This is a genomic window from Bradyrhizobium sp. DOA1 (genome assembly GCF_001593325.1).
GTDB lineage: Bacteria > Pseudomonadota > Alphaproteobacteria > Rhizobiales > Xanthobacteraceae > Bradyrhizobium.
Map to the genome: position 1 here is coordinate 3,818,249 of NZ_JXJM01000001.1, position 25,963 is coordinate 3,844,211.

At 64.8% G+C, this 25,963-nt stretch carries 28 protein-coding genes; 6 read left to right on the forward strand and 22 right to left on the reverse strand.

The genetic code is table 11. The annotated features are described in order from the left end of the window. The 6 genes from SE91_RS18220 to SE91_RS18245 form a co-directional block, all read right to left on the reverse strand. A partial coding sequence (locus SE91_RS18220) for an NAD(P)-dependent oxidoreductase (RefSeq protein WP_061848567.1) occupies positions 1-822 on the reverse strand: 822 nt, incomplete at its 3' end. Beyond that, positions 822-1,691 (reverse strand): substrate-binding domain-containing protein, encoded by an 870-nt coding sequence (locus tag SE91_RS18225; protein WP_061848568.1) that lies wholly within the window; start codon positions 1,689-1,691, stop codon positions 822-824. The genes SE91_RS18225 and SE91_RS18220, both read right to left, overlap by 1 nt. 19 nt (positions 1,692-1,710) lie before the next feature. After that, complete coding sequence (locus SE91_RS18230) at positions 1,711-2,394, reverse strand: 4-carboxy-4-hydroxy-2-oxoadipate aldolase/oxaloacetate decarboxylase (RefSeq protein ID WP_061848569.1); 684 nt, start codon at positions 2,392-2,394, stop codon at positions 1,711-1,713. Further along, positions 2,391-3,104 (reverse strand): PIG-L deacetylase family protein, encoded by a 714-nt coding sequence (locus SE91_RS18235; protein ID WP_008552603.1) that lies wholly within the window; start codon positions 3,102-3,104, stop codon positions 2,391-2,393. The genes SE91_RS18230 and SE91_RS18235 overlap by 4 nt, the downstream gene beginning before the upstream one ends. A gap of 64 nt (positions 3,105-3,168) precedes the next feature. After that, positions 3,169-4,053, reverse strand: coding sequence for an amidohydrolase family protein (locus SE91_RS18240; RefSeq protein ID WP_061848570.1), 885 nt, complete (start codon positions 4,051-4,053; stop codon positions 3,169-3,171). Positions 4,054-4,083: 30 nt separating this feature from the next. Next, positions 4,084-4,794, reverse strand: a complete 711-nt coding sequence (locus tag SE91_RS18245; protein ID WP_061848571.1) for a TetR/AcrR family transcriptional regulator — start codon at positions 4,792-4,794, stop codon at positions 4,084-4,086. A 112-nt stretch (positions 4,795-4,906) separates the two neighbouring features. Between SE91_RS18245 and SE91_RS18250 the strand changes: the two genes are divergently transcribed. Next, positions 4,907-5,884: a tripartite tricarboxylate transporter substrate binding protein gene (locus tag SE91_RS18250; protein ID WP_061848572.1), complete on the forward strand. Its 978-nt coding sequence runs from the start codon at positions 4,907-4,909 to the stop codon at positions 5,882-5,884. Between the two features lie 54 nt (positions 5,885-5,938). Here SE91_RS18250 and SE91_RS18255 read toward each other — a convergent pair whose 3' ends face one another. Further along, the gene (locus SE91_RS18255; protein WP_061848573.1) at positions 5,939-7,078 is read right to left on the reverse strand and encodes a mechanosensitive ion channel family protein; all 1,140 of its coding nucleotides are present in this window, start codon (positions 7,076-7,078) and stop codon (positions 5,939-5,941) included. Positions 7,079-7,206: 128 nt separating this feature from the next. Here SE91_RS18255 and SE91_RS18260 point away from each other — a divergent pair, with 128 nt between their 5' ends. Continuing rightward, a complete protein-coding gene (locus SE91_RS18260) occupies positions 7,207-8,451 on the forward strand; it encodes a DUF763 domain-containing protein (RefSeq protein WP_061848574.1) in 1,245 nt (414 codons plus the stop codon). A 35-nt stretch (positions 8,452-8,486) separates the two neighbouring features. Here the strand turns inward: SE91_RS18260 and SE91_RS18265 are convergent, their stop codons facing one another. The 7 genes from SE91_RS18265 to SE91_RS18295 all read right to left on the reverse strand — a co-directional run bounded on the left by SE91_RS18265 (position 8,487) and on the right by SE91_RS18295 (position 12,142). After that, positions 8,487-8,729 (reverse strand): hypothetical protein, encoded by a 243-nt coding sequence (locus tag SE91_RS18265; protein ID WP_061848575.1) that lies wholly within the window; start codon positions 8,727-8,729, stop codon positions 8,487-8,489. Positions 8,730-8,758: 29 nt separating this feature from the next. Then, a complete protein-coding gene (locus SE91_RS18270) occupies positions 8,759-9,022 on the reverse strand; it encodes a hypothetical protein (RefSeq protein WP_060735765.1) in 264 nt (87 codons plus the stop codon). A gap of 15 nt (positions 9,023-9,037) precedes the next feature. Then, positions 9,038-9,238 carry a hypothetical protein gene (locus tag SE91_RS18275; RefSeq protein ID WP_060735764.1) on the reverse strand — a complete coding sequence of 67 codons (201 nt, stop codon included), beginning with the start codon at positions 9,236-9,238 and terminating at the stop codon, positions 9,038-9,040. An 11-nt stretch (positions 9,239-9,249) separates the two neighbouring features. Further along, the gene (locus SE91_RS18280) at positions 9,250-9,435 is read right to left on the reverse strand and encodes a hypothetical protein (RefSeq protein ID WP_060737678.1); all 186 of its coding nucleotides are present in this window, start codon (positions 9,433-9,435) and stop codon (positions 9,250-9,252) included. A gap of 144 nt (positions 9,436-9,579) precedes the next feature. After that, positions 9,580-10,851 carry a cytochrome P450 gene (locus SE91_RS18285; RefSeq protein ID WP_061848576.1) on the reverse strand — a complete coding sequence of 424 codons (1,272 nt, stop codon included), beginning with the start codon at positions 10,849-10,851 and terminating at the stop codon, positions 9,580-9,582. Between the two features lie 87 nt (positions 10,852-10,938). Continuing rightward, entirely contained in the window at positions 10,939-11,262 is a 324-nt protein-coding gene (locus tag SE91_RS18290) for a hypothetical protein (protein WP_060735762.1), read from the reverse strand. 106 nt (positions 11,263-11,368) lie between these two features. After that, positions 11,369-12,142 carry a ferredoxin--NADP reductase gene (locus SE91_RS18295; protein ID WP_061848577.1) on the reverse strand — a complete coding sequence of 258 codons (774 nt, stop codon included), beginning with the start codon at positions 12,140-12,142 and terminating at the stop codon, positions 11,369-11,371. Positions 12,143-12,299: 157 nt separating this feature from the next. Between SE91_RS18295 and SE91_RS18300 the strand changes: the two genes are divergently transcribed. Together SE91_RS18300 and SE91_RS18305 are read left to right on the forward strand one after the other, a co-directional pair. Next, entirely contained in the window at positions 12,300-13,496 is a 1,197-nt protein-coding gene (locus SE91_RS18300) for an amidohydrolase family protein (RefSeq protein ID WP_061848578.1), read from the forward strand. A gap of 121 nt (positions 13,497-13,617) precedes the next feature. Further along, entirely contained in the window at positions 13,618-14,307 is a 690-nt protein-coding gene (locus tag SE91_RS18305; RefSeq protein ID WP_061848579.1) for a hypothetical protein, read from the forward strand. 13 nt (positions 14,308-14,320) lie between these two features. Here the strand turns inward: SE91_RS18305 and SE91_RS18310 are convergent, their stop codons facing one another. From SE91_RS18310 to SE91_RS18345, 8 genes are all read right to left on the reverse strand, one after another. After that, a complete protein-coding gene (locus tag SE91_RS18310; RefSeq protein WP_061848580.1) occupies positions 14,321-14,776 on the reverse strand; it encodes a MarR family winged helix-turn-helix transcriptional regulator in 456 nt (151 codons plus the stop codon). 25 nt (positions 14,777-14,801) lie between these two features. Next, on the reverse strand, positions 14,802-15,506 hold the full coding sequence (locus SE91_RS18315) for an ABC transporter ATP-binding protein (RefSeq protein WP_061848581.1): 705 nt from the start codon (positions 15,504-15,506) through the stop codon (positions 14,802-14,804). Further along, positions 15,503-16,294, reverse strand: coding sequence for an ABC transporter ATP-binding protein (locus tag SE91_RS18320; RefSeq protein WP_061848582.1), 792 nt, complete (start codon positions 16,292-16,294; stop codon positions 15,503-15,505). Before SE91_RS18320 ends, SE91_RS18315 begins: the two co-directional genes overlap by 4 nt. Further along, complete coding sequence (locus SE91_RS18325) at positions 16,291-18,183, reverse strand: ABC transporter permease (RefSeq protein ID WP_061848583.1); 1,893 nt, start codon at positions 18,181-18,183, stop codon at positions 16,291-16,293. The genes SE91_RS18320 and SE91_RS18325 overlap by 4 nt, the downstream gene beginning before the upstream one ends. 148 nt (positions 18,184-18,331) lie before the next feature. Continuing rightward, positions 18,332-19,534, reverse strand: coding sequence for an ABC transporter substrate-binding protein (locus SE91_RS18330; protein ID WP_008552646.1), 1,203 nt, complete (start codon positions 19,532-19,534; stop codon positions 18,332-18,334). Between the two features lie 77 nt (positions 19,535-19,611). Beyond that, complete coding sequence (locus SE91_RS18335; protein ID WP_008552647.1) at positions 19,612-20,196, reverse strand: amino acid synthesis family protein; 585 nt, start codon at positions 20,194-20,196, stop codon at positions 19,612-19,614. 15 nt (positions 20,197-20,211) lie between these two features. Further along, positions 20,212-21,108, reverse strand: coding sequence for a UPF0280 family protein (locus tag SE91_RS18340; RefSeq protein ID WP_061848584.1), 897 nt, complete (start codon positions 21,106-21,108; stop codon positions 20,212-20,214). Beyond that, positions 21,105-22,562: a hypothetical protein gene (locus SE91_RS18345; RefSeq protein WP_008552650.1), complete on the reverse strand. Its 1,458-nt coding sequence runs from the start codon at positions 22,560-22,562 to the stop codon at positions 21,105-21,107. Before SE91_RS18345 ends, SE91_RS18340 begins: the two co-directional genes overlap by 4 nt. 267 nt (positions 22,563-22,829) lie before the next feature. Between SE91_RS18345 and SE91_RS18350 the strand changes: the two genes are divergently transcribed. Further along, a complete protein-coding gene (locus SE91_RS18350; RefSeq protein ID WP_061848585.1) occupies positions 22,830-23,312 on the forward strand; it encodes a (2Fe-2S)-binding protein in 483 nt (160 codons plus the stop codon). After that, the coding region (locus SE91_RS18355) for a xanthine dehydrogenase family protein molybdopterin-binding subunit (RefSeq protein ID WP_061848586.1) at positions 23,312-25,963 on the forward strand (2,652 nt) is incomplete at its 3' end. The genes SE91_RS18350 and SE91_RS18355, both read left to right, overlap by 1 nt.

Consider the following 25,963-nt stretch of genomic DNA (forward strand, 5'->3'; position numbering starts at 1 on the left):
ATCGGCGAGATCCGCCACCCATGCCTGCCGCTCGGCCGTGCCTTGCGCGGACCACGGCGTCAGCCCCGCCTCGCGCACGGTCTCAGCGACCTCGCGCACCTCCTCGGCGCGGCGGCGGCCGTGCTCGATCACGCGCTGGAAGCAATAGGCGCCCTGCTTCTCCCAATCGATGCCGGGAAACGTTTCCGCGAGCGAGGCCAGCATGGCATCCTCGACACCATAGGCGCGCGCGGTGGTGAAGCTCTCGATGACCATGGCTTCCAGGCCCTTGATCATGATGCTGCGGGACATCTTCACCGCGGAGGAGACGCCGAGCTTGTCGCTGGCAACCTTCGCCGCAAAGCCGATCGCATTCAGAAGCGGCTCGAGCTCTCGCGCGCCGGGGCCGCCGAGCAGCAGCGGCACCTTGATGCGATAAGGCGGCACCGAGGTCATCACCGCACCCTCGACATAACGCCCGGCAGCGCCGTCGATCAGCGCGGCGGCGCGCTGCTTGGCGCCCGGTGAGGCCGAATTGAAATCCAGGAACCAGGTGCCCTGATTGATTGCAGCCGCGCAGGCCTTTGCCACCGGCACGGCCTGGCTTGCCGTGACCGCGGAGATGATGAAATCGGATTGTGCGGCCAACTCGGCATGAGATGCCGCGAGTGCCACACCGAATTTCGCCGCGTGCTCCTTCAGGGAACCGCCCTGCTCGCCGTCGAGCTTGATGTCGTAAGCTGAGACCTTGACGTCCTGCTGGCGCAAATCCTCGGCCAGGATCCGGCCGACTTCGCCGTAACCGACCAGCCCGATCTGCCAGCGCCTGGGATCACCTGCCATCAGTTCAATCCTCGTGTGGTCTCGTCGAAGAGCTCCTCCACCGCGTAGCGGCGCGGGATCAGCGCCTGCTGGAACGCGTAGTCGACGATCAGCTCGAGCGGCTTCCTGTTGGCTTCGACCCCGAACGGAATGAAGTCCGGCGAGACCGCTGGCGCCGCCTGATCCTTGTTCCGCTTGAGCAGATCATAGACGCCGGCGACCACGTCGGGGCGCGATCTTGCAAGCTTCTCGGTCACGACTACGAGATGATTGACCGGCACGACGCCGCGCCGGGCGTACCATTTGGCAGCCTCTGCAGCCGGATCAGGGAAGAGCGGCTTCAGCTTCGGACTATCAGAGGTCTCGCCGAGGACGGCGTCGAGCTCGCCGTCAAGCAGCATCTGCAAAATCTTCTTGCCCTTCGGCGCGCGCTCGGTGGTGTCGACATATTCGGCGACATGCGGATCCTCGAACGTGATCCACCGGATCTTGTCGAGATCGACGCCGTAGTCATTGGCGAGGATGCCCCTGATCCATGCCCCCGTGGTGGTCGTGAAGGAGCGGATGCCGACGCGCTTACCCTCGAGGTCGGACGGCCCGAGCGCCCCGTGCGCCGGATTGGTGAGCGCATAAGCGTGCTGGAAGCGGCCGAGCATGGTCGCCGGCAGCAGCACCAGCGGCTTGCCATGCGCTTTCGCCATCAGATAGGTGACGATTGCCATCTCGCAGACGTCGAACGCCTGTTCGCGCACCATCGGCTTGAACGCGGTGTTGGTCGGCGTGTACTCGACGAAGTCGAGGTCGAAAAGGTCGGAGCGAAGCTCGCCGCCCTTCACCGCCTTGACATGGGGATGACTGCCGAGCACGGCCTTCAGCTTGAGACGATCCATCCGCCCGCTCCGCTTGTCTTCAGACATCCTCGGGATTGTCGACATAGACCAGCCCGGCCTTCGCCAGCGCCTCGCGCATGCCGTACATGTCGAGGCCGAGTTTGCCCGAGGCGAGGCGCGTGCGCTTGCCGCCCTCATCCGCGTTGCGCTTCTTCGCCTTCTCGGCGACCTCGGCCGCATGGCGCTTCGGCACCACGACGACGCCGTCATCATCGGCCACGACGATGTCACCTGGCTCGACGTTGACGCCGGCGCAGACCACGGGGACGTTCACCGATCCGAGCGTGGCCTTCACCGTGCCCTTGGCCGACACCGCGCGCGACCACACCGGAAACTTCATCTCATGCAGCGCTTTGACGTCGCGGCAGCCGGCATCGATGATCAGCCCCTGCACGCCGCGCGCCTGCAGCGACGTCGCGAGCAATTCGCCGAACATGCCGTCGGTGTTGTCGGTGGTGCAGCCGACGACGAGGATGTCACCTTCCCTGCACTGCTCCACCGCGACATGGATCATCCAATTGTCGCCGGGTTGCGCCAGCACGGTCACGGCGGGCCCGGCAATCGAGGCGCCCGACCACACCGGGCGCAGATACGGCTTCATCAGGCCGATACGACCATAGGCTTCATGCACGGTGGAGACGCCGTACTCCGCCATGCCGGCGGGATCGGCACGCCTGATGTTGCGAACGACGACCGGCTTCATGCGAGCTCCTCCGCAACGGTCGGGAACAGGCGCTGATAGGCCTCACCATAGGTCATGGGCACGCCGGTGTTGCGGCTGCCCTGGATACCGCGGTTGAGCGCGACGCGTTCGTAATAGCCCCACAAATGCTTCTGTGCAGCGAGGATCTGGAACGCCTCGTATTTCTCCTTCCAGACCTCGTCGATCTTGAGGAGCAGGTCCGGCTTGTAATTGCACTGCTCGGGCTGGTGCGGCTCGAACAGGAATACCGGCGGCGCCGAATATTTATACTGCGCGCCGGGCTTATGGCCCATGGCTTGCGCGACCACGCGCGTCTCCTGCGCGAAATGCGCCGCGTTCGGGTGGTCGAAATTATAGGGGTCTTCCAACGCGTGTGTCAGCACGAAGCTTGGATTGAGCTCGCGATAGATGTCGACCATGCGGTCGAAATGCGCCTCGGTGAGCTTCAACGGATAGTCGCCGCAATCGAAGAACTCGATCTCGGCACCGAGCAGTTTCGCGGCCCGCTCGGCCTCGTCCTTGCGGCCGGCCTTGACCGATTCCAGCGTGGCGCCCTTTTCCTTCCAGGCGAACTGGCTTTCGCCACGCTCGCCGAACGACAGGCAGACGATCTTCATGCGATAGCCCTTCTTCGCATGCAGTGCGATGGCGCCACCGGCGCGCCAGACGAAATCGCCGGGATGGGCGGTGATCACGAGACCTGTTTTCATGGGTTACTCCCTTCGTTCGTATGTATTGGCCGGCGTCCCCTGCGGCTCCTCGGCAAGGAGGCTGCTACGCTTCAAACCCGAACAAGCGCGCGGGATTGTCGACCAGGATCTTCTGCTGGAACTCCGGCTCCGGCGCGAACAGCGGAATCAAATCGACGAGGTCGCCGTCATTCGGCATCACCTTGACGTTGGGATGCGGCCAATCCGTGCCCCAGATGACGCGATCCGGCGCGGTCTCGACGATCTTGCGCGCGAACGGCACTGCGTCCATGAACGGCGGCCCGGCAGAGGAGACGCGCTCCGCGCCGCAGATCTTGACCCAGCATTTCTTGTCGCGCTGCATCAGCTCGATGAGGATCCTGAATGGAAGCTGGTCGAGACCCTCGGACGCCTTCACCCGGCCCATGTGGTCGATGGTGTAGCTCAGCGGCAGCTTGGCCAGCATGTCAGCATAGTCGGGCAAGTCGACCGCGTCGAAATGCAGGTCGATATGCCAGCCGAGCGGCGCGACCATGGCGATGACGCGGTCGAACACGCGCTTATCGGGGACACCGCCGAGATGGCGGACGAAATTGAAGCGGCAGCCGCGGAAGCCGCCCTCGTGCAACAGGCGGAGCCCGCGCTCGGTGATGGTGTCGTCGATATTGGCGACCGCGCGATAGGCGCCATTGCTCTGCGCGATGGCGTCCAGCGCCACCGTGTTGTCGGTGCCATGCACGCTGGCATTCACGATGACGGCCCGCTCGACGCCGAGCTTGGCATGCAGCGTTCGGAAATCCTCCAGCGGCGCGTCCGGCGGCGTGTAGGAGCGGTCCGGTGCGTAAGGGTATTTCGCGCCGGGCCCGAAGATGTGGCAATGCGCGTCACACGCCAGCTTCGGCAGCCTGAATTTCGGCGTGCGCGTATTTGGGTCGGGCGGCAAAATGGTCGGCGTGTACATCATCGTCATCAGTGAACCGCCGAAGCGAGCCGCTTGCTCTTAAGACTTGCTGCCGATCACCGGCCGCCGCCGCGCCGGGGCGGCCTGATCCAGCGCCGGCGCCTGGAACGCGGCAACGGTGGCCTGCACCAACTGTTCGATGGCATTGGCGGCGTCGCCGCCATCAGCCTCGCCGCGCGACAGGCGCGAGACGCGCTCCGGCGTCACCAGCGAATAATAGAGCGCGCCGAGCAGAAAGTGACTGCGCCAGACGATGTCGGTGCGCGGGATATGCGGCAAGCTCTCGTGGATCGCATCGATGAAGGCATGGCTGGTGTCGTCAAATGTCTGCGCGATGATCTTTCGCACGACCTCATTGCCTTCCGCCGACATCACGGCGCGCAGCCGCGTGAAGCGCGCCCCGCCGCCGGCAAGATCGCTGCCCGAGGTGAAGGCCGGCACCACATAGGCGCGCACCACCGCTTCCAGCCGGTCCTGCAGGTCGCGCACGCGCCTTGCGGCTGCGAGCAGCTCGGAACGGCGCAAATTCATCGGCCCGCAATGGCGCCGGTAGATCTCCAGCAGCAGGCCGTCCTTGGTCTTGAAATGATAGGTCACGCTGCCGGGATTTGCGCCGGCGGCGTGCGCGATGTCGCGCACCGAGACGGCGTTGAATCCGTTGGTGGCGAACAGCTCCTCGGCCGCGGCGAGGATCGCCTCGCGCATGTTCGGCTTGCGGGCCGTTTCCTTGCTGGTGGGCTTGCGTACCATGTGATTTGTACTATCGTACAAAAGATCAGGTCTCGTCAACAAGAACTGCTGGCGTCGGAACGGCCGGGACATCGACCGGCAGGCGCGCGAATGCCCTTAAGGAGTGCTGGGAATGCTGGGTTTGAACAAGACAATCGGTTTGATGCTGGGTGCCGGCCTGCTGCTGGCGGGCAACGCTTCGCAGGCCGCGGACAATTATCCGAGCAAGCCGGTCCATATTCTGGTCCCCTATGCCGCCGGCGGAGCCGTCGATGTGCTCGCGCGCACGCTGGGTCAGGCACTGGCCAAGACCTGGGGCCAGCAGCCGGTGGTCGACAACCGACCCGGCGCCGGGGGAATCGTCGCCTCGCAGGCGCTGACGCAGGCCGCGCCCGACGGCTACACGCTGATCCTGGTCGCCAGCGGCCATCCGCTCAACCAGTTCATCTATCCGAGCGTGCCCTACGATACCTTCAAGGATTTCACCGCCATCACCGAAGGCGCCTCCTCGCCGCTGGCGATCGTCGTGGCCAAGGACAGTCCCTATAAGACACTCGGCGACCTTCTGGCTGCGGCGAAGAAGGAGCCGGACAAGCTCTCCTACGGCATGTCCGGCAACGGCACCTCGGCGCATCTGGCCGGTGAGCTGCTCAAACACATGTCCGGCACCAAGATCGTCGCGATTCCCTACAAGGGCGGTGCGCCGGCGCTAACGGCGGTGATCGCCGGCGAGATTCCGCTCAGCATCAACCCGCTCGCCGAAGCCATCGGCCAGCTCGAAGGCGGCCCGGTGCGCGCGCTCGCGGTGACCTCGGCCGAGCGCTCCAAGGCGCTGCCGAATGTGCCGACCGTCGCGGAAGCGGGTGTGCCCGGCTATGACGTCTCGGTGTGGTGGGGTGTGCTTGGCCCGGCGAAAATGCCGCCGGAGATCGTGGCGAAGCTCGAAACCGATTTGAAGGCGGCGCTGCAAGACTCAAACGTGCTGTCGACGCTCGGCAAGATCGGCGCAACGCCGCTCGGCTCTTCGTCCAAGGATTTCGACGCCTTTATGCGCGCCGAAGCGACGAAGTGGGAGCCCGTGCTGAAGGCAGCCAACATTCGCGCGCAGTGAGGCTCCGTGGCGCGCAAAGACCGGCGCTCAACTAGCGAGCCCGGCCCGCGCTGTTCAATGTGCGCTCGCCCGCATTTTCTCAGGCGGGGCGGACCGCCGCGGGAGATCGGCAGCATCATCTCCCGACGGGATCAGGATCGCCCGCTCACGCGGCAGTGCCTCCGGCATCTCGTCTCGGATGAAGGCGATCAGCTTCTCCCGCATCTCGCAGCGCAGGTCCCAGGATTGCGGCGCACTGCGCGCGCTGACCAGCGCGCGCAGCTCGATGGTGCGCGCATCCGCGTCGATCACCTGAAGATTGACCACCTCGCCATCCCACAGCTTCGATTCCTTCACGGCGCCTTCGAGCCAACGACGGATGCGCGCCACGTCGGCGCGGTAATCGACGTGGAGCGCGATGACACCGATCAGGGAGGCCGTATCGCGGGTCCAGTTCTGGAATGGCTTTTCGATGAAGTAGGACAGCGGCACCACCATGCGGCGCCAGTCCCAGAGCCGGATCACGACATAGGTCGCAGCGATGTCCTCGATCCACCCCCACTCGTTCTCGATGATCACGGCATCCTCGATGCGGATCGGCTGGGTGATCGCGATTTGCAAGCCCGCGATCAGGTTGCTGAGCAGCGGCCGTGCGGCGAGACCGACGATGATACCGGCGGCGCCGGCCGAGGCGAACAGGCTGACTCCATATTGCTTGACCGAGTCGAACGTCATCAGCGCGGTGGACACCGTGATGATGACGATGATGGTGTCGGTGACACGCTTGAACACCCGGACTTGCGTCACGTGCTTGCGCGCCACGAAATTCTCGGTGACGTCGCGAAAGTTCTGGAGATAGCGCGCCGCGCTCATGTCGACGATCCGGATCGATATCCAGCCGATCAACGCGATGAATGCGACCACGAAAAGGCTCGTCAGCGGCGTGCGAAATGCGTCACTTAGCGGCGCGAGCGGCAGCACCAGCGCGACGGCGGCGAGGCAGAGCGCGAGTTGGGCCGGACCGGCGGTCCTGTCGATGAACACGCTTAAGAGTGGAAGACGCGTTCCGAAGGCGTGATTGAGCAGCCAAGCGGCGAAGCGGTAAAAGGCAAGGGCCAGCAGGATCGCCCCGGCAACCAGGCTGAGGCCGACGAACCAAGATGGTATCCAGCCGAACATCCCGTCGATGTCGGCCATGAGGGCCTGCCAAGTCATTGCTGTCCCCATCAGTGCATTCGGGTAGTCCGCTCAACGTCTGCCGGGTCAGCTTGGCTCCCCCGTCCAGTGCAATGCAGCATTCCCCTGATGCAACAGTTGCGGAAATGCGCTAGTTTACGGTGCTCATGACTCGACGTACCGGCAGCGCCGATCTTCCACTCCATACCGGCCGGGTTCCACCCTGGCTTGCGAGCCGCATGGCCTCGCTCGGTGCGATCGTCACGCAGGCGATTGTTCATCAACACGGCCGCGACGCGTTTCTGCAGCGCCTGTCACATCCGTTCTGGTTCCAATCGTTCGGCGCCGTGATGGGAATGGACTGGCACTCATCCGGGATCACCACCTCCGTGATTGGCGCGTTGAAGCGTGGCCTCGGGCCGCTCCAGGACGAGCTCGGCATCTATGTTTGCGGCGGACGCGGACAGCATTCGCGCAAGACGCCGGACGAGCTGTTGCAGCTCGGCGACCGCGTCGGCTTCGACGGCGCAAGATTGACCCGCGCCAGCCGGCTGGTGGCGAAGGTGGACAGCGCCGCGGTGCAGGACGGTTTTGATCTCTACCTACACGGCTTCTTCGTCACGGCCGACGGCAAGTGGACGGTGGTGCAGCAGGGCATGAACGGCGACAAGCGGCAGGCCCGCCGCTATCACTGGCATTCCGAGGCGCTGAAGAGCTTCGTCGATGCACCGCACAGCGCGATCGACGGCCAGCAGCAAGGCGAGATCGTCAACCTCACCGATCATCGCGCCGACGTCTCGCGTTCCGCGCAGCTCGAGCTGCTGAGTGATCTTGGCCCCGATCGCATCGTCTCGGAGTTCGAAAGGCTGACCGGAACCGAGCCGGCACAAGCCATGCTCCCGCACCTGATCATGCCCGCCCATCACGACGTGCGGCCCAAGGATGTATTCGCGCGTCGCCTGCACGGCACGCTGGCTGCCGCGGCCGAGCGCGGCCCTGTCGACTTTCCGGAACTACTGCTGACGCCCGGGGTCGGCGCCCGCACCGTGCGCTCGCTGGCGATGGTCGCCGAGGTCGTGCACGGCGCGCCCTATCGCTTCAAGGATCCCGCGCGCTTCTCGCTGGCCCATGGCGGCAAGGACCGGCATCCCTACCCCGTTCCGATCAAGGTCTATGACGAGACCATTCGCGTGCTCAAGGACGCGATCCAGAACGCCAAGCTCGGGCGCGACGAAGAGATGCAGGCGATCAAGCGGCTCGACGATCAGGCACGACGGCTGGAGCGGACTGCGCAAGGGCCGTCGGTCCAGACCTACATCGCCGGCGAGCGTGCCGCCTCGCCTGATCTCGACGGCCGCTCCGTGTTCGGCTGGGAACACGATCTTGCGGCCACGAAAAAGCGGACCGGCTGAACACCGGTCCGCAGTTGGTCGGGAGGAAAGCTTTCTCAGGTCTCGTCAGTGTGCGGCTTGTCGTCGAGCCGGTTCGCTGCGTGGTCCTGATATTGTTCGGTCTGGATGGACTTGCCGTCCATGCCGCGGATGTCCGAGTGCTGTTTCTTATCGCGGTTGGACAAGACCACATTGTCTCCGATCATGTCCTTCGGCACGTCGGTCATTGCGCCGGTGCCGTCACCCTTGCCGTGCATGCCCGATCTGAAGTGCGTCTTGCTCCCATGCCCACCTGGCATCGGTTTCTCCTCTCTTGCGATGATCTCTCTTAGTGCTTCTGTTGCGCCGGCGTCGGTTTCGGCGGCTTGTGGCCGTGCTGGCCGGGATCGTTGTGCTTGTTGTGATCGCTCTCTTGATTGAGGCCGCCGCGGCTCACCGGGAATTCGCTCTGCCGGGCCTCGGGGCGGCCGCGATGGACGGCGGCTTCGCCGGGATTGCGACCGATGGCCTGCTCGAGCTCGCGCGCGTCCGGAACATCAGGCTTACGCTCGAGGATGCGAACCTGCTGCTCGTGTGTCTTCTTGCCTTGCATTCGGATCTCCAATCGTCACCTGCCACCGCCCTTGCCCGCCTCATCGTGCGCATGGTGGGAATCGTGCTCGCCTCCGCCGCCGGAGACGCGGCTGTGGCTGCGCTGCGGATTGTCGGCCGGCGGCTTCTTCACCTCCAGCGGCGCCTTCGCATTCTCATGCGAAGCACCGGGCCCGCCCTGACGAATGCTGTTGGGTGTCTTTGTGGATGTCGACATCACGTCCCTCCTCAGCGATCCTGCTGATAGCCTTGATTGGTCGTGTTCTGCTTGATGTTGCCCTGCTGTCCTTGCTGGTCCGGATTCTGCGCACGCTGCTGGCCGTGCGGTGTCTGATCAGCGGACATCGGCTTGCTGTCGCCAGTTCCCTTGCGGCTTTGATTGTCCGGCGGGACAGGTGGCATCTTGCTGGTCATGATCTCGTCTCCCGTTAAGACATCGATCTGCGACATCGAGAGTTGTGGAACCCGTCGCATCGATGTGCCAGTGACAACAGGACGGACGGCACACCGTTCCTGATCGATCAGGCCTCGCGAATATTTTCCGAAGAGACGTCGATCTTAGCTCGCCGCGGTGAGGGAACGATCAATGCCGGCTTCACTGCGCCCAATCGCCTGTGTTCCATGGCCCTCGGCCGCGACGGGAAGCTTTGCGATCGCGCGCAGGCCGGGCCGCCTGCGCCAATGGACCTCGGCGGGATCGACGGCCAGACCAAGCTTCGGCCACCGCACGAACAGCGCTTCCAGCGCGCAGGCCGCCTCGATGCGCGCGAGCTGATGGCCGAGGCAAAAATGAATTCCCGTTCCGAACGTCATGTGGCGGTTCGGCTTGCGTTCGAGATCGAGCCTCTCCGGGCGATCATGCATCGCCGGATCCATGTTCGCCGCCGCGAGCATCACCATGACGCGATCGCCCTTCTTCAGGCGCACGCCTTCGACCTCGACATCCCGCCGCACATAGCGCGGCTTGGAGAATTGCACCGGTGAGACGAAGCGCAGGAACTCCTCGACGGCGAGGTCGACGCGGCTCCAGTCCTTCTCGAGCCAATCGCGCAGGCCCGGATTCCTGAGCAGCTCGTAAGCCGAGCCGCTGATGAGATGCGTGGTCGTCTCCGAGCCGGCCGCGAGCAGCAGAAACACCATCGAGACCATCTCGTCCGGCGTGATCTGCCCGCCCTCGCGCTCGACCTGGACCAGCTCTGCGATCAGCCCCTCACCGCCCCGTTCACGCGCGAGCTGCAACTGCCTTTCGAGATAGGCGCGCATCTTGCGGAACGCGAACAGCAGGCGGAAGAAGCTGACCACATTGGTCAGCGACGACATCGAGTTGCCCCAGGCGATGAATCGCGGACGGTCGGCCAGCGGCAGGCCCAAAAGCTCGGAGATCACCGCCAGCGGCAGGATGCGGGCGTAGCTCTGGACGAGGTCTGCCGGGCTTCCGTTCGCGAACAGCTCGTCGGCAAGGCCGTCGGCGATCGCGCGGATGCGCGGCTCCATCGCGACGATGGCGCGCCGACGAAAGGCCTCGTCCACGATGCTGCGCAGCCTGGTATGGTCAGGCTCGTCCATCGTCAGCATGTTGTTGGCGATGGTCCTGACGTATCTCGGCATCCACCAGCGCAGGCCGGCGACGTCGCCATCCTCCTTGCGTAGCGTGAAGGTCGCGCCGTCCTTCAGGACCTGTGCGGTGGCGTCATGGGTCGTCGTGATCCAGACATCGCCGATGAGCGGAAATCGCGTCGCGACCACGGGGCCTGACATGCGCAGCGTCGCGATCGTCTTGGGCGGATCGCGAAAGAAGGCCTCGCTGGTGAAATCGAGGCGCACTGTCATGGCATCACCGGGATGGTTGGCGGCGTCTCAACCAGATGGCGGGCGGCGCCGCCGGCGCAAGAGGAGCGAGCGCTTCGACAGGGGCGCCTATCCACGCCCCGGAGAGCGCTGGCCGGACTTGCGCTGCTGCTGCGTGTAAGCGTCCCAATGGCCCCAGCTGCCATTGCTGAGGCTTTGCAGGTCGGTCGCGAGCGGTCGGCGCGTGCGCTTATCGTGATCGGCGATGACGCGTTCGGACTGCGCGATCTTGCGCTTGAGTTCCGCGATGGTCTTCTGCGTCTGCCCGGTCCGCTTCGATGAGGCGATCTCGCCCATCGTGAAGCGCGCAGTCTCCAGCGCCTTCAACTCGGCGCGGTTCTTCTTCAACTGGACCCGGTGCCAGGCGATGTTGCTGTCGCTGTCCGCAACCATGTGGGAACTCCGCTGATTCGCTCCCACAGTGTATCAAGCGCCGAATCGGCGCCGCAACGGGCGGCGGGCGGCGAAAATACGGTCTTATTGGGCAAGAATTGCGCGTTCAGCGCTCGGCAAAGGCCTTTTCGACCACGAACTGGGCCGGCTCGCCATGATTGCCCTCGACGAAGCCGCGCTCGCCCAGCAGCACGCGCGTGTCCGCGACCAGGGCCGGGCTGCCGCAGATCATGACGCGGTCGTGCGCAGCTTCCAGCGCCGGCAGACCGATGTCGGCGAACAGCTTGCCTGAGGTGATGAGGTCGGTGATGCGGCCGCGGTTGCGGAAGGGATCGCGCGTCACGGTCGGGTAATAGATCAGCTGGTTCTGGATGTACGCGCCGAGCAGTTCGTCCTTCGGCAGATGCTCGGTGATCATCTCGCCATAGGCGAGCTCCTTCACTTGGCGGCAGCCGTGCAGCAGCACGACCTTCTCGAAGCGCTCGTAGGTCTCGGGGTCCTTGATCACGCTCAGGAAGGGCGCAAGACCCGTGCCGGTGCCGATCAGGTAAAGGTTGCGGCCCTCTTCCAGATTGTCGATCACCAGCGTGCCGGTGGCCTTGCGGCTGACGATGATCTCGTCGCCTTCCTTCAGATGCTGGAGGCGCGAGGTCAGCGGGCCGTCAGGCACCTTGATCGAGAAGAACTCCAGCGTGTCCTCATAATTGGCGCTGGCGACGCTGTAGGCCCGCAGCAGCGGCTTCTCGCCGACCTTGAGCCCGATCATGGTGAACTCGCCGTTGCGGAAACGGAAGGTCGGGCTGCGGGTGGTCTTGAAGGAGAACAGCGTGTCGGTCCAATGGTGGACACTCAAAACGCTTTCCTGATTGAAATTGCTCATCACACCTTCCCTGTCGCTTCCAATGCGGTTCCGAGGCGGGCAGCTATGCGTCGTTTGTACACGATCATTCGTATACTAATGAATAATCCGGCTTGATCCCGCGGTCAAGGCTGCCCAAGATCGGAAGCGTTGCAGCTATGAATAAGGAGCCCTCTCCATGGCGCATGACGCACCCCAGGCCACCGGACCCTCGAAGCTGGTGATCCGGAATATCGGCCTGATCCTGTCCGGCGCCCTGGAAAAGCCGATCCTGGATGGCGACACCATCGTCGCCGAGAACGGCAAGATCACCGCCATCGGCCGCTACAAGGATCTCAACACGGAAGGTGCCACCACCATCGTCGAGGCCAACGGCACCACGGTCGCGCCGGGCCTGATCGACAGCCATGTCCACCCTGTCGCGGGCGACTGGACACCGCGCCAGAACCAGATCGGCTGGATCGACAGCAATCTGCATGGTGGCGTCACTACCATGATTTCCGCCGGCGAGGTTCACATGCCCGGCCGCCCTCGCGACGTCGTCGGGCTGAAAGCCATGGCGATCTTCGCCCAGCGCGCGTTCTGGAATCTGCGCCCCGGCGGCGTGAAGGTTCACGCCGGCGCGCCGGTGATCGAATGCGAGATGGTCGAGGAGGATTTCAAGGAGCTGGCGGCAGCCGGCGTCAAGCTACTCGGCGAAGTCGGCCTTGGCGGCGTCAAGGACGGCCCGACCGCGCGGAAGATGGTCGGGTGGGCGCGCAAATACGGCATCCAGAGCACCATCCACACCGGCGGCCCCTCGATCCCCGGCTCCGGCCTGATCGACAAGGACGTGGTGCTGGAGGCCGACACCGACGTGGTCGGGCACATCAATGGCGGCCACACCGCCCTCCCCGACGACCAGATCCGCTGCATCTGCGAGGGCTGCAAGCGGGGGCTCGAGATCGTTCACAACGGCAATGAGCGCTCGGCGCTGTACACGCTGCGGATCGCACGCGAGATGGGCGACCTGCATCGCGTCATCCTCGGCACCGACGCGCCCGCCGGGTCCGGCGTGCAGCCGCTCGGCATCCTGCGCATGGTCTCGATGCTGTCCTCGCTCGGCGAGTTGCCGGCCGAGATCGCCTTCTGCCTTGCCACCGGCAACACCGCCCGGATGCGCCAGCTCGATTGCGGCCTGATCGAGGTCGGCCGTTCCGCCGACTTCGTCATCATGGACAAGGCGCAGCACTCGCCGGGCAAGAACATCCTGGAGAGCGTCCAGCTCGGCGACCTCCCCGGCATCGGCATGACCATCATCGACGGCATCGTACGCACCCAGCGCAGCCGCAACACGCCGCCGGCCGGCAAGGTGCCGGAGGTGGTCGCGAAGTGACGCTGCCGGAGCGCGCCGCGCTCCGCATAGGCCCCCGAAGACGTTGAACGAATCTCCCGCTGCTGCGTCAAATGTGGACAGCCCTTGTGAGGGCCGCCTTTTTCGAAGCTCCGAGGAGATCATGAAGAGTTCGTCGCGAATTGCCGTCGGCGCTGCCGGTGCGGTGGCGGGTTATATCGCGATCTTCTTGGTGTTCTCCCTTCTCGAATTGGGCAACCGCGCCGACCCGATCACGTCGGGCCTGCTGGCGGTGTTGATTTATTCTCCGATGGGCGCAATCGGCGGCGCAGTGCTCGCTAGCAAATTGGTAGCGCGTTCGGGCACAGACGCAAGCAGTAGCAGCGTCGCGCGCAACAGCCTGAAGTCTCTTGGTGTCGTCGCCCTGCTCTGCGTTGCAGGTATCGGCATTTACATTGCGTATGCCTATGCGACCGCGACTCCCTGGCTCAACCGGAACGGCGCCAATCCCCTGCTCGTGTTCGAGGTCCGCTTCCCGGCGGGGGTAACGGTGCCGACAGCAGCGCAGGGCATAACGATCGAATTGCAGACCGACCTCAACAGCATGCCCGGCGAAGTGACCCCGGCCGCCTTCTATCGCGACGGCGACCAGCCTGTCATCGCAGGCGAAGTCGAACTTGCGTTTCGAACCTCGCACCGGCAGCTCGCCGTGAACGTTCAGGGACAGCCGAGCCGGATCTATCCGATCGACCTGACGGCTCGCGCGCCGCATACGCCGGAATTCGGAACATGGCGACGTCTCAACGACGGCAGCGAAATCCGTTACCGGGCCAAATGGCCGGGCAAGACCTGATCTTCCGTCTTCGCTACCGCAGCTTGTTCAATAGCGTCATAAGCATCTCGCGCTCTTTCGCGTCGAGCGGCGCCAGCGTCTCCCGTGTGACCGCGAGCGCGTTCGGCGCCAGCTTCTCGGCAAGCTGCTGACCGGCGCGCGTCAGGCTGACCAGCAAGCGACGCCCATCCCCGGGATCCTGGCTGGTTTCGGTCAGGCCGCGCGCAGTCAGGCGGTCGATCACGCCCTTGATGGTCGCGACGTCCATCGCCGTGAGACGGCCGAGCTGGTTCTGCGAGCACGCTCCGGTCTCGGCGAGCTTCGACAGCGCCGCCCATTGTGTCGGCGTGAGGTTCGTGCCGATGTCGCGGGAGAAGATCGAGCTGTGGCGCTGCCAGACCTGCCGCAGGATGAAGCCAACCTGTTCGTCGAGAACGTAAGGCGGTTTTGCCGGTTTGACGCTCTTCTTGGCCGTGACGCTTCTCGCCATCCGTTCGCAGCCCCTTCGCCTTGCCTCACAACGACAGATGCGCGTCGCGGATGTCCGGACGCGCGTCGAGCTCGGCCATGGTGCCGCCGAAGCAAATGCGGCCGCGCTCGATGATGTAGGCGCGATCCGAGATCAGCCGCGCGAAGTGAAGATTCTGCTCGGAGACGACGATGCTGACGCCCTCCTTCTTCATGGCCAGGATGGCGTCGACCATCTGCTCCACGATCTTGGGCGACAATCCTTCCGAAGGCTCGTCCAGCAGCACCAGCGACGGATTTCCCATCAGCGTGCGTGCGATGGTCAGCATCTGCTGCTCGCCGCCGCTCATGCGCCCACCCGGACGGTTCTTCATCTCACCCAGGTTTGGAAACAACGTGAACAGCTTCTCGCGCGTCCAATGCGGCGCGTTGGGACGTTTGGGCTGACGGCCGACTTCGAGATTTTCCTCGACGGACAAATCCGTGAAGATGCGCCGCTCCTCCGGCACATAGCCGAGACCGTCGCGGACGATCTCGTGTGTCGGCTTCGACGAGACGTCCTTGCCCTCGAACATGATGCGGCCGGTGCGCTGGGCGACGAGGCCGACGATCGAGCGGAACGTCGTCGACTTGCCGGCGCCGTTGCGTCCGAGCAGCGCCACCACCTCGCCCTCGCCCACCTCGAAGCCAATGTCGAACAGGATATGCGCCGGACCGTAGTGGCTGTTGAGGTCTTGCACCGTCAGCTTCACATCGATGCTCCCTCGCGGTGGCGGGCATCGTAGACGAGGCCTTCGCCGAGATAGACTGCCTGCACCTGCGGATTGCCGCGGACCTCGGCCGGCGAGCCCTCGGCGATCAGCGCGCCGCGATTGAGCACGATGATACGGTCGGCATGCTCGAACACCACGTCCATGTCGTGCTCGGTAAAGAGCACGCCGAGCGATTTTTCGCGCGCGATGCTCGCGGTCAGCCGCATCAGGTCGACGCGCTCGCGCGGCGCCATGCCCGCGGTCGGCTCGTCCATCAGCAGCAGCTTGGGCTGGTTGGCGAGCGCGACCGCAAGCTCGAGCCGCTTGAGATCGCCATAGGCGAGCTCGCCGCAGGGACGGTCGGCGTAGCCGCCCATGCCGACCAGTTCGAGCAGACGGCCGGCCTCGCCACGGTCGAACTTGGGCGCCGAGCCGAACGGATTGAACAACTGCCTCCCGTACGAGATCAGCGCGACCTGCACGTTCTCGCGCACGGTCATGGTCGAGAACGTAGCGGTGATCTGAAACGTGCGCCCGACGCCGAGCCGCCAGACCTCGCGCGGTTTCCTGCCCGTGATTTCTTCGCCGAGCAGACGGACATGGCCGGAATCCGGCTTGTTCTGGCCGTTGAGCATGTCGAAACAGGTGCTCTTGCCGGCGCCGTTCGGGCCTATCAGCGCCAGGATCTCGCCGGCACGCAGCGAGAACGAGACGCCGCGCACGGCATGGATGCCGCCATAGGATTTGGTCAGGCCTTCGACCGCAAGAAGTGGAGGTGCAACACTCATTCGGCAGACTCGATCGGCTTGGCAAGCAAGGGAGATCCCGGCGGCGATGACGGCTTCCTGCGGCGCTGCACCAGCATCTCCAGCGTGCCGACGATGCCCTTCGGGAAGACGACGACGATCAGCATGATGAAACCGCCGAGCACGAGCTTCGACAGATCGGTCTGGCTGACCAGCCAGATGTTCAAGGCCTTGTAGACGATGGCGCCGATCACCGCGCCCGAGACCGTCTCGACGCCGCCGAGCAGCACCATGACCAGCGCGTCGACCGAGAGCGAGATGCCGAGATTATCGGGGAAGACGCTGCCCTTGAGATAAGCGAACAGTGCCCCGCCGATGCCTGCGGTCGTGCCCGCGATCACGAAGGCGGTCCACTGGATGCGCTTGGCATCGATGCCGACCGCTTCGCTGCGCAGCAGCGAGTCGCGTGTGGCCCGCAGCGCATAGCCAAAGGGCGAGAACACCATCGCCCGCAGCGCGACGGTCACCAAAGCAGCAACACCGAGCGACAGCCAGTAGAAATGCGACGGGCTCGCCGCCCAGCTCGACGGCCAGAGGCCGAGAATGCCGTTGTCGCCGCCGGTGACGTCCACCCACTGGAATGCGATCGACCACACGATCTGCGCGAACGCCAGCGTCAGCATCGCGAAATAGACGCCAGAGAGCTGCACCGCGAAGAAGCCGAACACAGCCGCGCCCAGACAGCCGAGCAGCGGACCGAGCAAGAGGCACACGATCATCGGCAGCCCCGCCATCTTGGCGAGGAAGGCGATACCGTAGGCGCCGAGCCCGAAATAGGCGGCGTGACCGAACGAGGCGAGCCCGCCGACCGACATCAGGAAATGCAGGCTGACCGCGAAGATCACGAAGATCGCGATCTCCGAGCCGACGGTCAGCAGATAATTGCCGGCGAACAGCGGCAGCGTCGCCGCGACGACGAGCGCCGCAAGCGCCGCCATGCGCTCGTTCGACGTCAGCGGCCGCCAGGGATTGACCGTGAGGCCCGGCGTCTTGCGCGCTGGCGCCTCCGGCTTGCCGAACAGGCCCCAGGGACGGACGATCAGCACCACGGCCATCACCAGGAAGACCAGGATGATGGAGATCTTCGGGAAGATCAGGATGCCGAAGGCATTGAGCTCGGAGACCAGCACCGCAGCGACAAACGCGCCGACGATGCTGCCGAGGCCGCCGATCACGACCACGACGAAAACTTCGACGATGATGCGCAGGTCCATGGCGTGATGCACGGCATCACGCGGGATCTGGAGCGCACCGCCGAGGGCGGCAAGAAAGACGCCGACGGCGAACACTGATGTGAAGAGCCACTTTTGATTGACGCCGAGCGCAGCCACCATGTCGCGGTCCTGCGTCGCCGCGCGCACCAGCACGCCCCAGCGCGTGCGCTGGAACAGCAGCCAGAGAATGCCGAGCACGACCGGGCCGAGCAGGATCAGGAACAGGTCATAGCTCGGGATATTCTGGCCGAAGAAATCGATCGCGCCCCTGAAGCCTGGCGCCCGGCGACCGACGAGATCGTCTGGTCCCCAGATCAGCACGACGAGGTCCTCAACCATCAACGTCAAACCAAAGGTCGCGAGCAGCTGGAACAGTTCGGGCGCATGATAGATACGGCGCAGCAGCACCATCTCGACGATGACGCCGATCAGCGCCACCACCAACGCGGCCACCACGATCCCGCCCCAGAAGCCGAACGCGCCCGAAAGCCGCTCGGTCAGCGTGAAGGCGATATAGGCGCCGACCATGTAGAAGGCGCCATGCGCGAAATTCACGATCCGCGTCACGCCGAAGATGATCGACAGGCCCGACGCCACCAGAAACAGCGACGCTGCGCTGGCGAGACCGGTCAGAAACTGTACGACATAAAAGGCCATCGGCGGTCCGGGTTGGGTGAAGTCGTAGGGTGGGTTAGCCCTGCAGATGCGCTGAGCGCATCTGCTCGGCGTAACCCACCATCTTTTCTCGTGTGGTACCGAAGGGGTGGGTTACGCCTTCGGCTAACCCACCCTACGGCAGCGAAGATCAGTCCTTCGGGCGCAGCTTGGCGACTTCGGCGTCGCTGGGCAGATAGTCGGCGCCCTTCTTGTAGCTGGAGTCCACCATTACGCCCTTGCCGTCCTTCAGCGCGGTCTTGCCGACATAGGCACCGAGCGTCGACTGGTGATCGATCTTGCGGAAGGTGATCTCGCCGAAAGGCGACGGCATCGACAGGCCCTCGGCCGCTGCGATCAGCTTCTCCGGATCGGTCGAGCCGGCCTTGGTCAGGATCGCGGCCGCCGACTTGATGGTCTGGTAGCCGACGATCGAGCCCAGGCGCGGGTAGTCGTTGAACTTGGCCTGATACGCCTTCAGGAACGCGTCATGCTCGGGCGTCTTGATCGAGTACCAGGGATAGCCGGTGACGATCCAACCCTCGGGCGTCTCGTCCTTGAGCGGATCGAGATACTCGGGCTCGCCGGTCAGGAACGAAACCACCTCGCGTCCCTTAAACAGGCCGCGGGTATTGCCCTCGCGCACGAGCTTGACGAGGTCGGCGCCGAAGGTGACGTTGAGGATCGCTTCCGGATTGGCGGCGGCAACCGCCTGCACCACCGGACCCGCGTCGATCTTGCCCTGCGGCGGCCATTGCTCGTCGACCCACTGGATATCAGGACGCTTCTCCGACATCAGCTTCTTGAACACCGCGACCGCCGACTGGCCGTATTCGTAGTTCGGCGCGATCGTTGCCCAGCGCTTTGCGGGCAGCTTGCTGGCGGCTTCCACCAGCATCGCCGCCTGCATGTAGTTGGAGGGGCGCAGGCGGAAGGTGTATTTGTTGCCCTTGGACCAGGTGATCGCGTCCGTCAGCGGCTCGGCCGCCAGGAAGAACACCTTCTTCTGGTTGGCGAAGTCGCTGACGGCGAGGCCGATATTCGACAGGAACGTGCCCGCGAGCATCGCCACGCCTTCGCTCGAGACGAGCTCGTTGGCCGCGGTCTGCGCATCCGCCGGCTTGCCGCCGTCGTCCTTGGAGATGACGACGAGCTTCTTGCCGTTGATGCCGCCAGCCGCGTTGACCTCCTCGACGGCGAGTTGCCAGCCCTTACGGTAAGGCTCGGTGAAGGCCGGCAGCAGCGAATAGCTGTTGATCTCGCCGATCTTGATGTCCTGCGCCAGGGCCGAATGAGCCATGCCGCCCGCCAGAAGCGCGAAGGCCGCGCCGACGAAAATATTTCCTGCTCGCATCCCAACCTCCAGTTTTGAACGCCTAATGTCTTTCGCGCACGACCGGGGAGAACCTGTGCCCGGCTCTCCGGATCGTGTCATCTCAAACCGTCTTCACCCTTGATCTCCGCAACCGTGAGCCCGCCGACTCGCGGCAATGGACGGCCACTGTCGGTGACGGCGACCGCGACCATGATCTCGTTGGCACGCGGCGCGTCGTTGATCTGTACCTCCATGCCGTCGAAATGGCTGCGGACGAAAGCTGCGTCCTTGTGACCCAGCGGGATGTCGAGCGTCGTACCTGGACCGCTGCGCTTCTTCGACGACGGGATCAACGCCGCCCCCTTGCTCAGGACCTTGCGCACCGGCGCTCCCATCTTCGGGTGCAGGATCGCCGCAGCATGTTCCAATTCGCCGTTTTCGCCGACGGCCGCGGCCTTGCCGTAGCTCTGCGCCTTGGCACCGTCGATGCCAAGCGCGGTCACCGCGCGCTTCGACAACAGCTCGCCGAGCTCCTCGCCGATGGCGATCAACGGCGAAAGGTCTTCGACATATTTTCCAGCGAAGGGATTCTCGATCACGGCGATCGCCGCGGCGCGCCGGGTCGGTGGCGAGACCTGGCGGCCCATCTCCATCTGCGTCTCTTCGACGACGGTGACGATCTTGCGGATGATCGCGTTCATGTTTCGCTTCCCCGTTCAGGCATCGACCGCGTTCTCCAGCACAAGTAGGCGCGTTCGTTGCTCTTCTATATCCTTAGGTCCGATGACGAGCATATCACCACAAAGCTGCAACACGGCACCTTCGATCAATCCGCGATCGAACACTTGCCGTGCACATTCCGCGCCATATTCCAGCGCTGCTGCGATCTCGTCGTGCGACAACGCGCCGACATCGCGGGTGACGAGGCGCGTGCCGAGATCGCTGTCGGGCTGAATCTCGTTGGCAGGCGCGCGGATGATGGCCTTGTGCCCCGGCAGATCCACGGCATTGGCGATGATCGTGGCCGCCGCATCGGCTTGCGACGCCGTCGCCGCCAGCACAGTCACCGCGTCGGCAATGCCGAGCGAAAAGCTGCGGCCGTGACGTCCGCTGGTCGCAACACCCCCCACGGGATCACCGGAATCCACCCGCATCGTCCGCATCACGCCGAAGCGATCCGGCCGGTCCATCAGACCGACCGAGAAATGCTCACCGTTGCCAAGATGAAGCGCGATGTCGCCGCCATTATTGACATAGGCCCGATCGAGCGTCGCGGCGTCGAGCATCGCGCCAAGGATCTCCTCGGCGACGCTGCCGGCAACTGCAGCCATCGGCGTGATGAAGCAATCGCCTCCATAAGGCGCGACCGCGGCGTGCATCCGCCGCGCCACAATGCCCTTCAGCAACGACCGCTGCCCGGCGGCCGCCCGCAGCTCCGGCAATTCCGCGCAGAGCTCGTCGAGCAACCCGGTGAACCGCCGCGCCGCGGCCTCATAGGCCGCACGCACTTCGCCTGCTGCTCCCCTCGCCTCCACGACCAGATCGATCGGACCATCCTGCAAATGCAGCCGCCGGCCATCAGACAGCAATGCGATTTGCGGGAGCCTGGTCATGCCCGCGGTCCCGGAATGGGGTTCTGCCAGGGCAGCTGGCGGATGTCGTCTCCGGCCTGCACCTCGGCGAGCGGCTTCACGTAATCCATGTGCCCGCCAAGCGCTGCATAATCCGTCAGTTTCATCGTGAACTCGATGGGCGCGACCAGCGCCGGCGTCGGAACATAGCCGAACGCGCCGGCCGGCATCTGCGTCACATCGACCATGTAGGTGATGCCGCCGCCCGGCCAGACATAGACTGGGGCGCCGCCGCTGGTGACGCGCGTCAGCGCGTCCTTCACCGAACGCGTCAGCCGCACCGGATTGTCGGTGACGCCTGCGCGCAAGGAGCCGCCGGCGCCGGCCATGAACAGCACCGTGCACAGCGCCGGCTCGCAATTCTCCTGGATGCGGTCGACCGAGGATTTCAGGTCGGCAGGCATCTCGGTTTCGACCGGCTTCAAGGCCTCGTCGAGCACGTAATAAGACGAATGCTCGCCGGTGGTTGAGACCATCAGCATGGTCAAACCCGGCTTTGCCTCCTTGGCATCGAACGGCCCGAGGATGGCGAGCGGATCGGAGATGTTGGTGCCGCCCCATCCCGTGCCGGGGTCGGCGACCTGGAAATAGCGGCCTGGGGTCGAACGCCGGCCCTTCATCTTGATGCCGGTATCGGCGATGTCGAGCAGCTTGCCGGCCTGATGCTCACTGAGCACGCCGGTGATGTGGTCGTCGACCACGACGACCTCGTCGACCTTGCCGTGCCATTGCTTGGCGAACATGCCGATCGTCGCCGAGCCGCAGCCGACCCGCATGCGCTCTTCCTTCACGCCGTTGACGATCGGCGGCTGGCCGGCCTGCACCACTACGCTCGCGCCGCCGTCGATGGTCAGCTCCACGGCCTTGCAATTGGCGAGATCCATCAGCGTGTCACAGGTGACGCGGCCCTCCTTCTTGGAGCCGCCAGTGAGATGATGCACGCCGCCGAGCGACAGCATCTGCGAGCCGTATTCGCTGGTCGTGACGTGGCCAACCGCCTCACCCTGCGCGCGGACGGTCGCAGTCTCCGGACCGAGATAGCGGTCGGTGTCGATCTTCACCTTGATGCCGCAATAGGAGAAGATGCCCTCCGTGACGACGGTCACCATGTCGACGCCGTCGACCTCCGCGGAGACGATGAACGGCGCCGGCTTGTAGTCGGGATAGGTCGTGCCCGCGCCGATCGCGGTGACGAAGGTCGAAGGCTCGTGGACGATCTTGCCGTCCCAGTCTTCGGTGCGGTTGAACGGGACGAGCTTGCCGCCATGCGAGACGGTGCGCTCCAGGATCACGTGCGGATCGACGCGAACGAGCTTGCCGTCGTGGTTGGCATAGCGGTCGCAGGCGCCCGCCGCGCCCGGCTTGATGTAGCACATCACCGGACAGGCATCGCAGCGGATCTTGTCGATGACAGCGCTCGTTGTTTCCATCACCATGTCAGAGCCAGCGGACACCGCGGTTATCATTCGTATACGAACGATGTTGCGCGCGGTCCCGGATGCTGTCAAGCGGCGGTGCGGCGCAAAAGATGCGGCTGCCGCATAAAACCTCAATTGCCTATCCGCTCTGTCCACAAACAAGGCAGTCGCGCTGCAGTGCGGCATGCACGGCTTGCACGTTTGTGTACAAACGGTATCGTCGCGACATCGATTTTGCGAGCATGTAGATTTGACAGCACTTGGCCCGCGGGCTTGGGAACGAGAATGACGCACGCACCGATGCGCCTCACCGTCAACGGCGGGATTCACGAGGTCACTGCAGCGCCACAGACGCCGCTGCTCTATGTGCTGCGCAACGACCTCGCGCTCAACGGCCCGAAATATGGTTGCGGCTTAGGTGAATGCGGCACCTGTACTGTCCTGATCGACGGTGCGGCCGCGCGCTCCTGCGTGATTCCCATCAGTGGCTGCGCCGGCCGCGACATCGTGACGCTCGAAGGCCTCGGCAGCCGCGACAGACCGGACGTGGTGCAGCAGGCCTTCATCGACGAGCAGGCCGCGCAATGCGGCTATTGCCTCAACGGGATGATCATGACCACCAAGGCGCTGCTCGCGATCAATCCGCGACCGACCGAACAGGAGGCGCTTGCGGCCTTGCGCTACAATCTCTGCCGCTGCGGCACGCATGTGGAGATCCTGCGCGCGGTGATGCGCGCATCCGGCCAGGTCATCGAGGCCACTGATTGATGGCCACCCCGATCCCGAATGGAGCTGAGCGGCCATCCGGTTCGCTCGTCGTCGTCCGCACCGTGGACGAGGTCACATCGGAGTCCTTCATCCGCATCACAGCGGATGGTTTGGTCACGGCCTATAACGGCCATGTCGATCTTGGCACCGGCATCCGCACCGCGCTCGGCCAGATCGTCGCCGAAGAGCTGGACGTGTCCTTTGCCCGCGTCGTCATCGTGCTCGGCGATACCGCCTTGGTGCCGAACCAGGGCGCGACCATCGCGAGCGAGACCATCCAGATCACTGCCGTGCCTCTGCGCAAGGCCGCAGCGCAAGCGCGACAGTTCCTGATCGCGCGCGCGGCTGAACGGCTGGAGCTGCCGGAGACCGACCTCAGGATCGAGGACGGCCTCGTGCGCGGGCACGACAATCGCAGCGTCAGCTATGGCGAGCTGATCGGCGGCGAGACCATTCGCCTCGAACTCGCTGACGACATCGCCATGAAACCGGTCGGCGATTACGCCATCGTCGGACAATCGGTGCCGCGCGTCGACCTGCCCGCCAAGGCCACGGGCGAGCTCACTTTCGTGCACGATATCCGCATCCCCGGCATGCTGCACGGCCGCGTAGTACGGCCGCCCTATGCCGGCGTCGATGCCGGTCCGTTCGTCGGCACCAGCCTCATTGCCGTCGATGAATCCTCCGTGCGCGACATTCCCGGCATCAAAGCCGTGGTCCGGATCGGCGACTTCGTCGGCGTGGTCGCCGAGCGCGAGGAGGATGCGATCCGCGCGGCGGAGCAGCTCGCGGTGAGCTGGAAGCCCACGCCCTCTCTCACCGATCTTGCCGATATCGAGACTGCACTGCGCGCCAATCCATCGACCCCGCGCACGCTGATCGACAAGGGGGATGTCGACGCGGCGATATCGAGCGCGGCCAAGCCGATGCAGCGCACCTACGTCTGGCCTTATCAGATGCACGCCTCGATCGGTCCCTCCTGCGCCGTCGCTGACTTCCAGGACGGCAACATCCGCGTCTGGTCGGGCACACAGAACCCGCACGTTTTGCGCGCCGACCTTGCGCTGCTGGTCGAGCGTCCCGAGAGCGAGATCGAGGTCATCCGGCTGGAAGCCGCGGGTTGCTACGGCCGCAACTGTGCCGACGACGTCACTGCTGATGCCCTGTTGCTGTCGCGCGCCGTCGGCCGTCCCGTGCGCGTGCAATTGACGCGCGAGCAGGAGCACGCCTGGGAACCCAAGGGCACCGCACAGCTCATCGACGTCAATGGCGGACTCGATGCCAATGGCGGCATCGCCGCCTACGATCTCGCCACGCGCTATCCCTCGAATGCCGCGCCGACGCTGGCGCTGCTGCTGACGGGTCGGATCTCGCCCGACCCGGCCGTGCTCCAGATGGGCGACCGTACCGCGATCCCGCCGTATGATTATGACAACATGCGTGTCGTCGCCCACGACATGCCGCCGATCGTGCGCGCCTCCTGGATGCGCGGCGTCTCGGCGCTGCCGAACACTTTTGCGCATGAGTCCTACATCGACGAGGCTGCGACCGACGCTGGCGTCGACCCGATCGAGTATCGCCTGCGCTACCTGAAGGACCAGCGCGCCGTCGATCTCGTCAATGCGGTCGCCGAACGCGCCGGCTGGAAGCCGCGTCCCGTGCGGGAGGAGAAGGACGGCGACATTGTGCACGGGCGCGGCTTTGCCTACGCGCTCTACGTTCATAGCAAGTTCCCCGGCTATGGCGCAGCGTGGTCGGCCTGGATCGCTGACGTCGCCGTGAACAAGTCAACCGGCGATGTCAGCGTGACGCGCGTCGTCGCGGGACAAGACTCCGGCCTGATGATCAATCCGGACGGCGTACGCCACCAGATCCACGGCAACGTCATTCAATCCACCAGCCGCGCGCTGATGGAGGAGGTCTCGTTCGAACGCGGAGCAGTCGCGGCGCGCGAATGGGGCGCCTATCCGATCATCCCCTTCCCGGACGTGCCCAAGATCGACGTGCTGATGCTGCCGCGTCAGGATCAGCCGCCGCTCGGCGTCGGCGAATCCGCCTCGGTGCCGAGCGCAGCGGCGATCGCCAACGCGATCTTCGACGCCACCGGCGTGCGCTTTCGCGAGCCGCCGTTCACGCCCGAGCGGATCCTGAAAGGGCTACACGGCGAGGCCGTGGCGACGCCGCAGGCGCTGCCCGCTCCTGCCCCGCAACCATCCCGCATCTGGGACAATCCCTTCGCCAAACGCGCCGGCATCGTCGCGGCGATTGCAGCCGTCTGCACCGCCGCAATTGGAATCGGTGCTGCCCTCCTGCCTGGCCGGTCCATCGCGCCGATCGCACGTCCCGATGCCTCGGTTTACTCCGCCGCGACCATCGCGCGCGGAGAGATGCTCGCTGCGCTCGGTAATTGCGCGGAGTGCCACACCAGTCTCGGCGGTGCGCTCAATGCCGGCGGCCGTCCGTTGCAGACGCCGTTCGGCACGATCTACGCGACCAACATCACACCTGACGTCGAGACCGGCATCGGCGCCTGGTCCTATCCCGCGTTCGAGCGCGCGATGCGCGACGGCCTGCATCGCGACGGGCGGCAGCTCTATCCCGCCTTCCCCTACACGCACTTCGCGAAGACCAGCGACGCCGACATGCAGGCG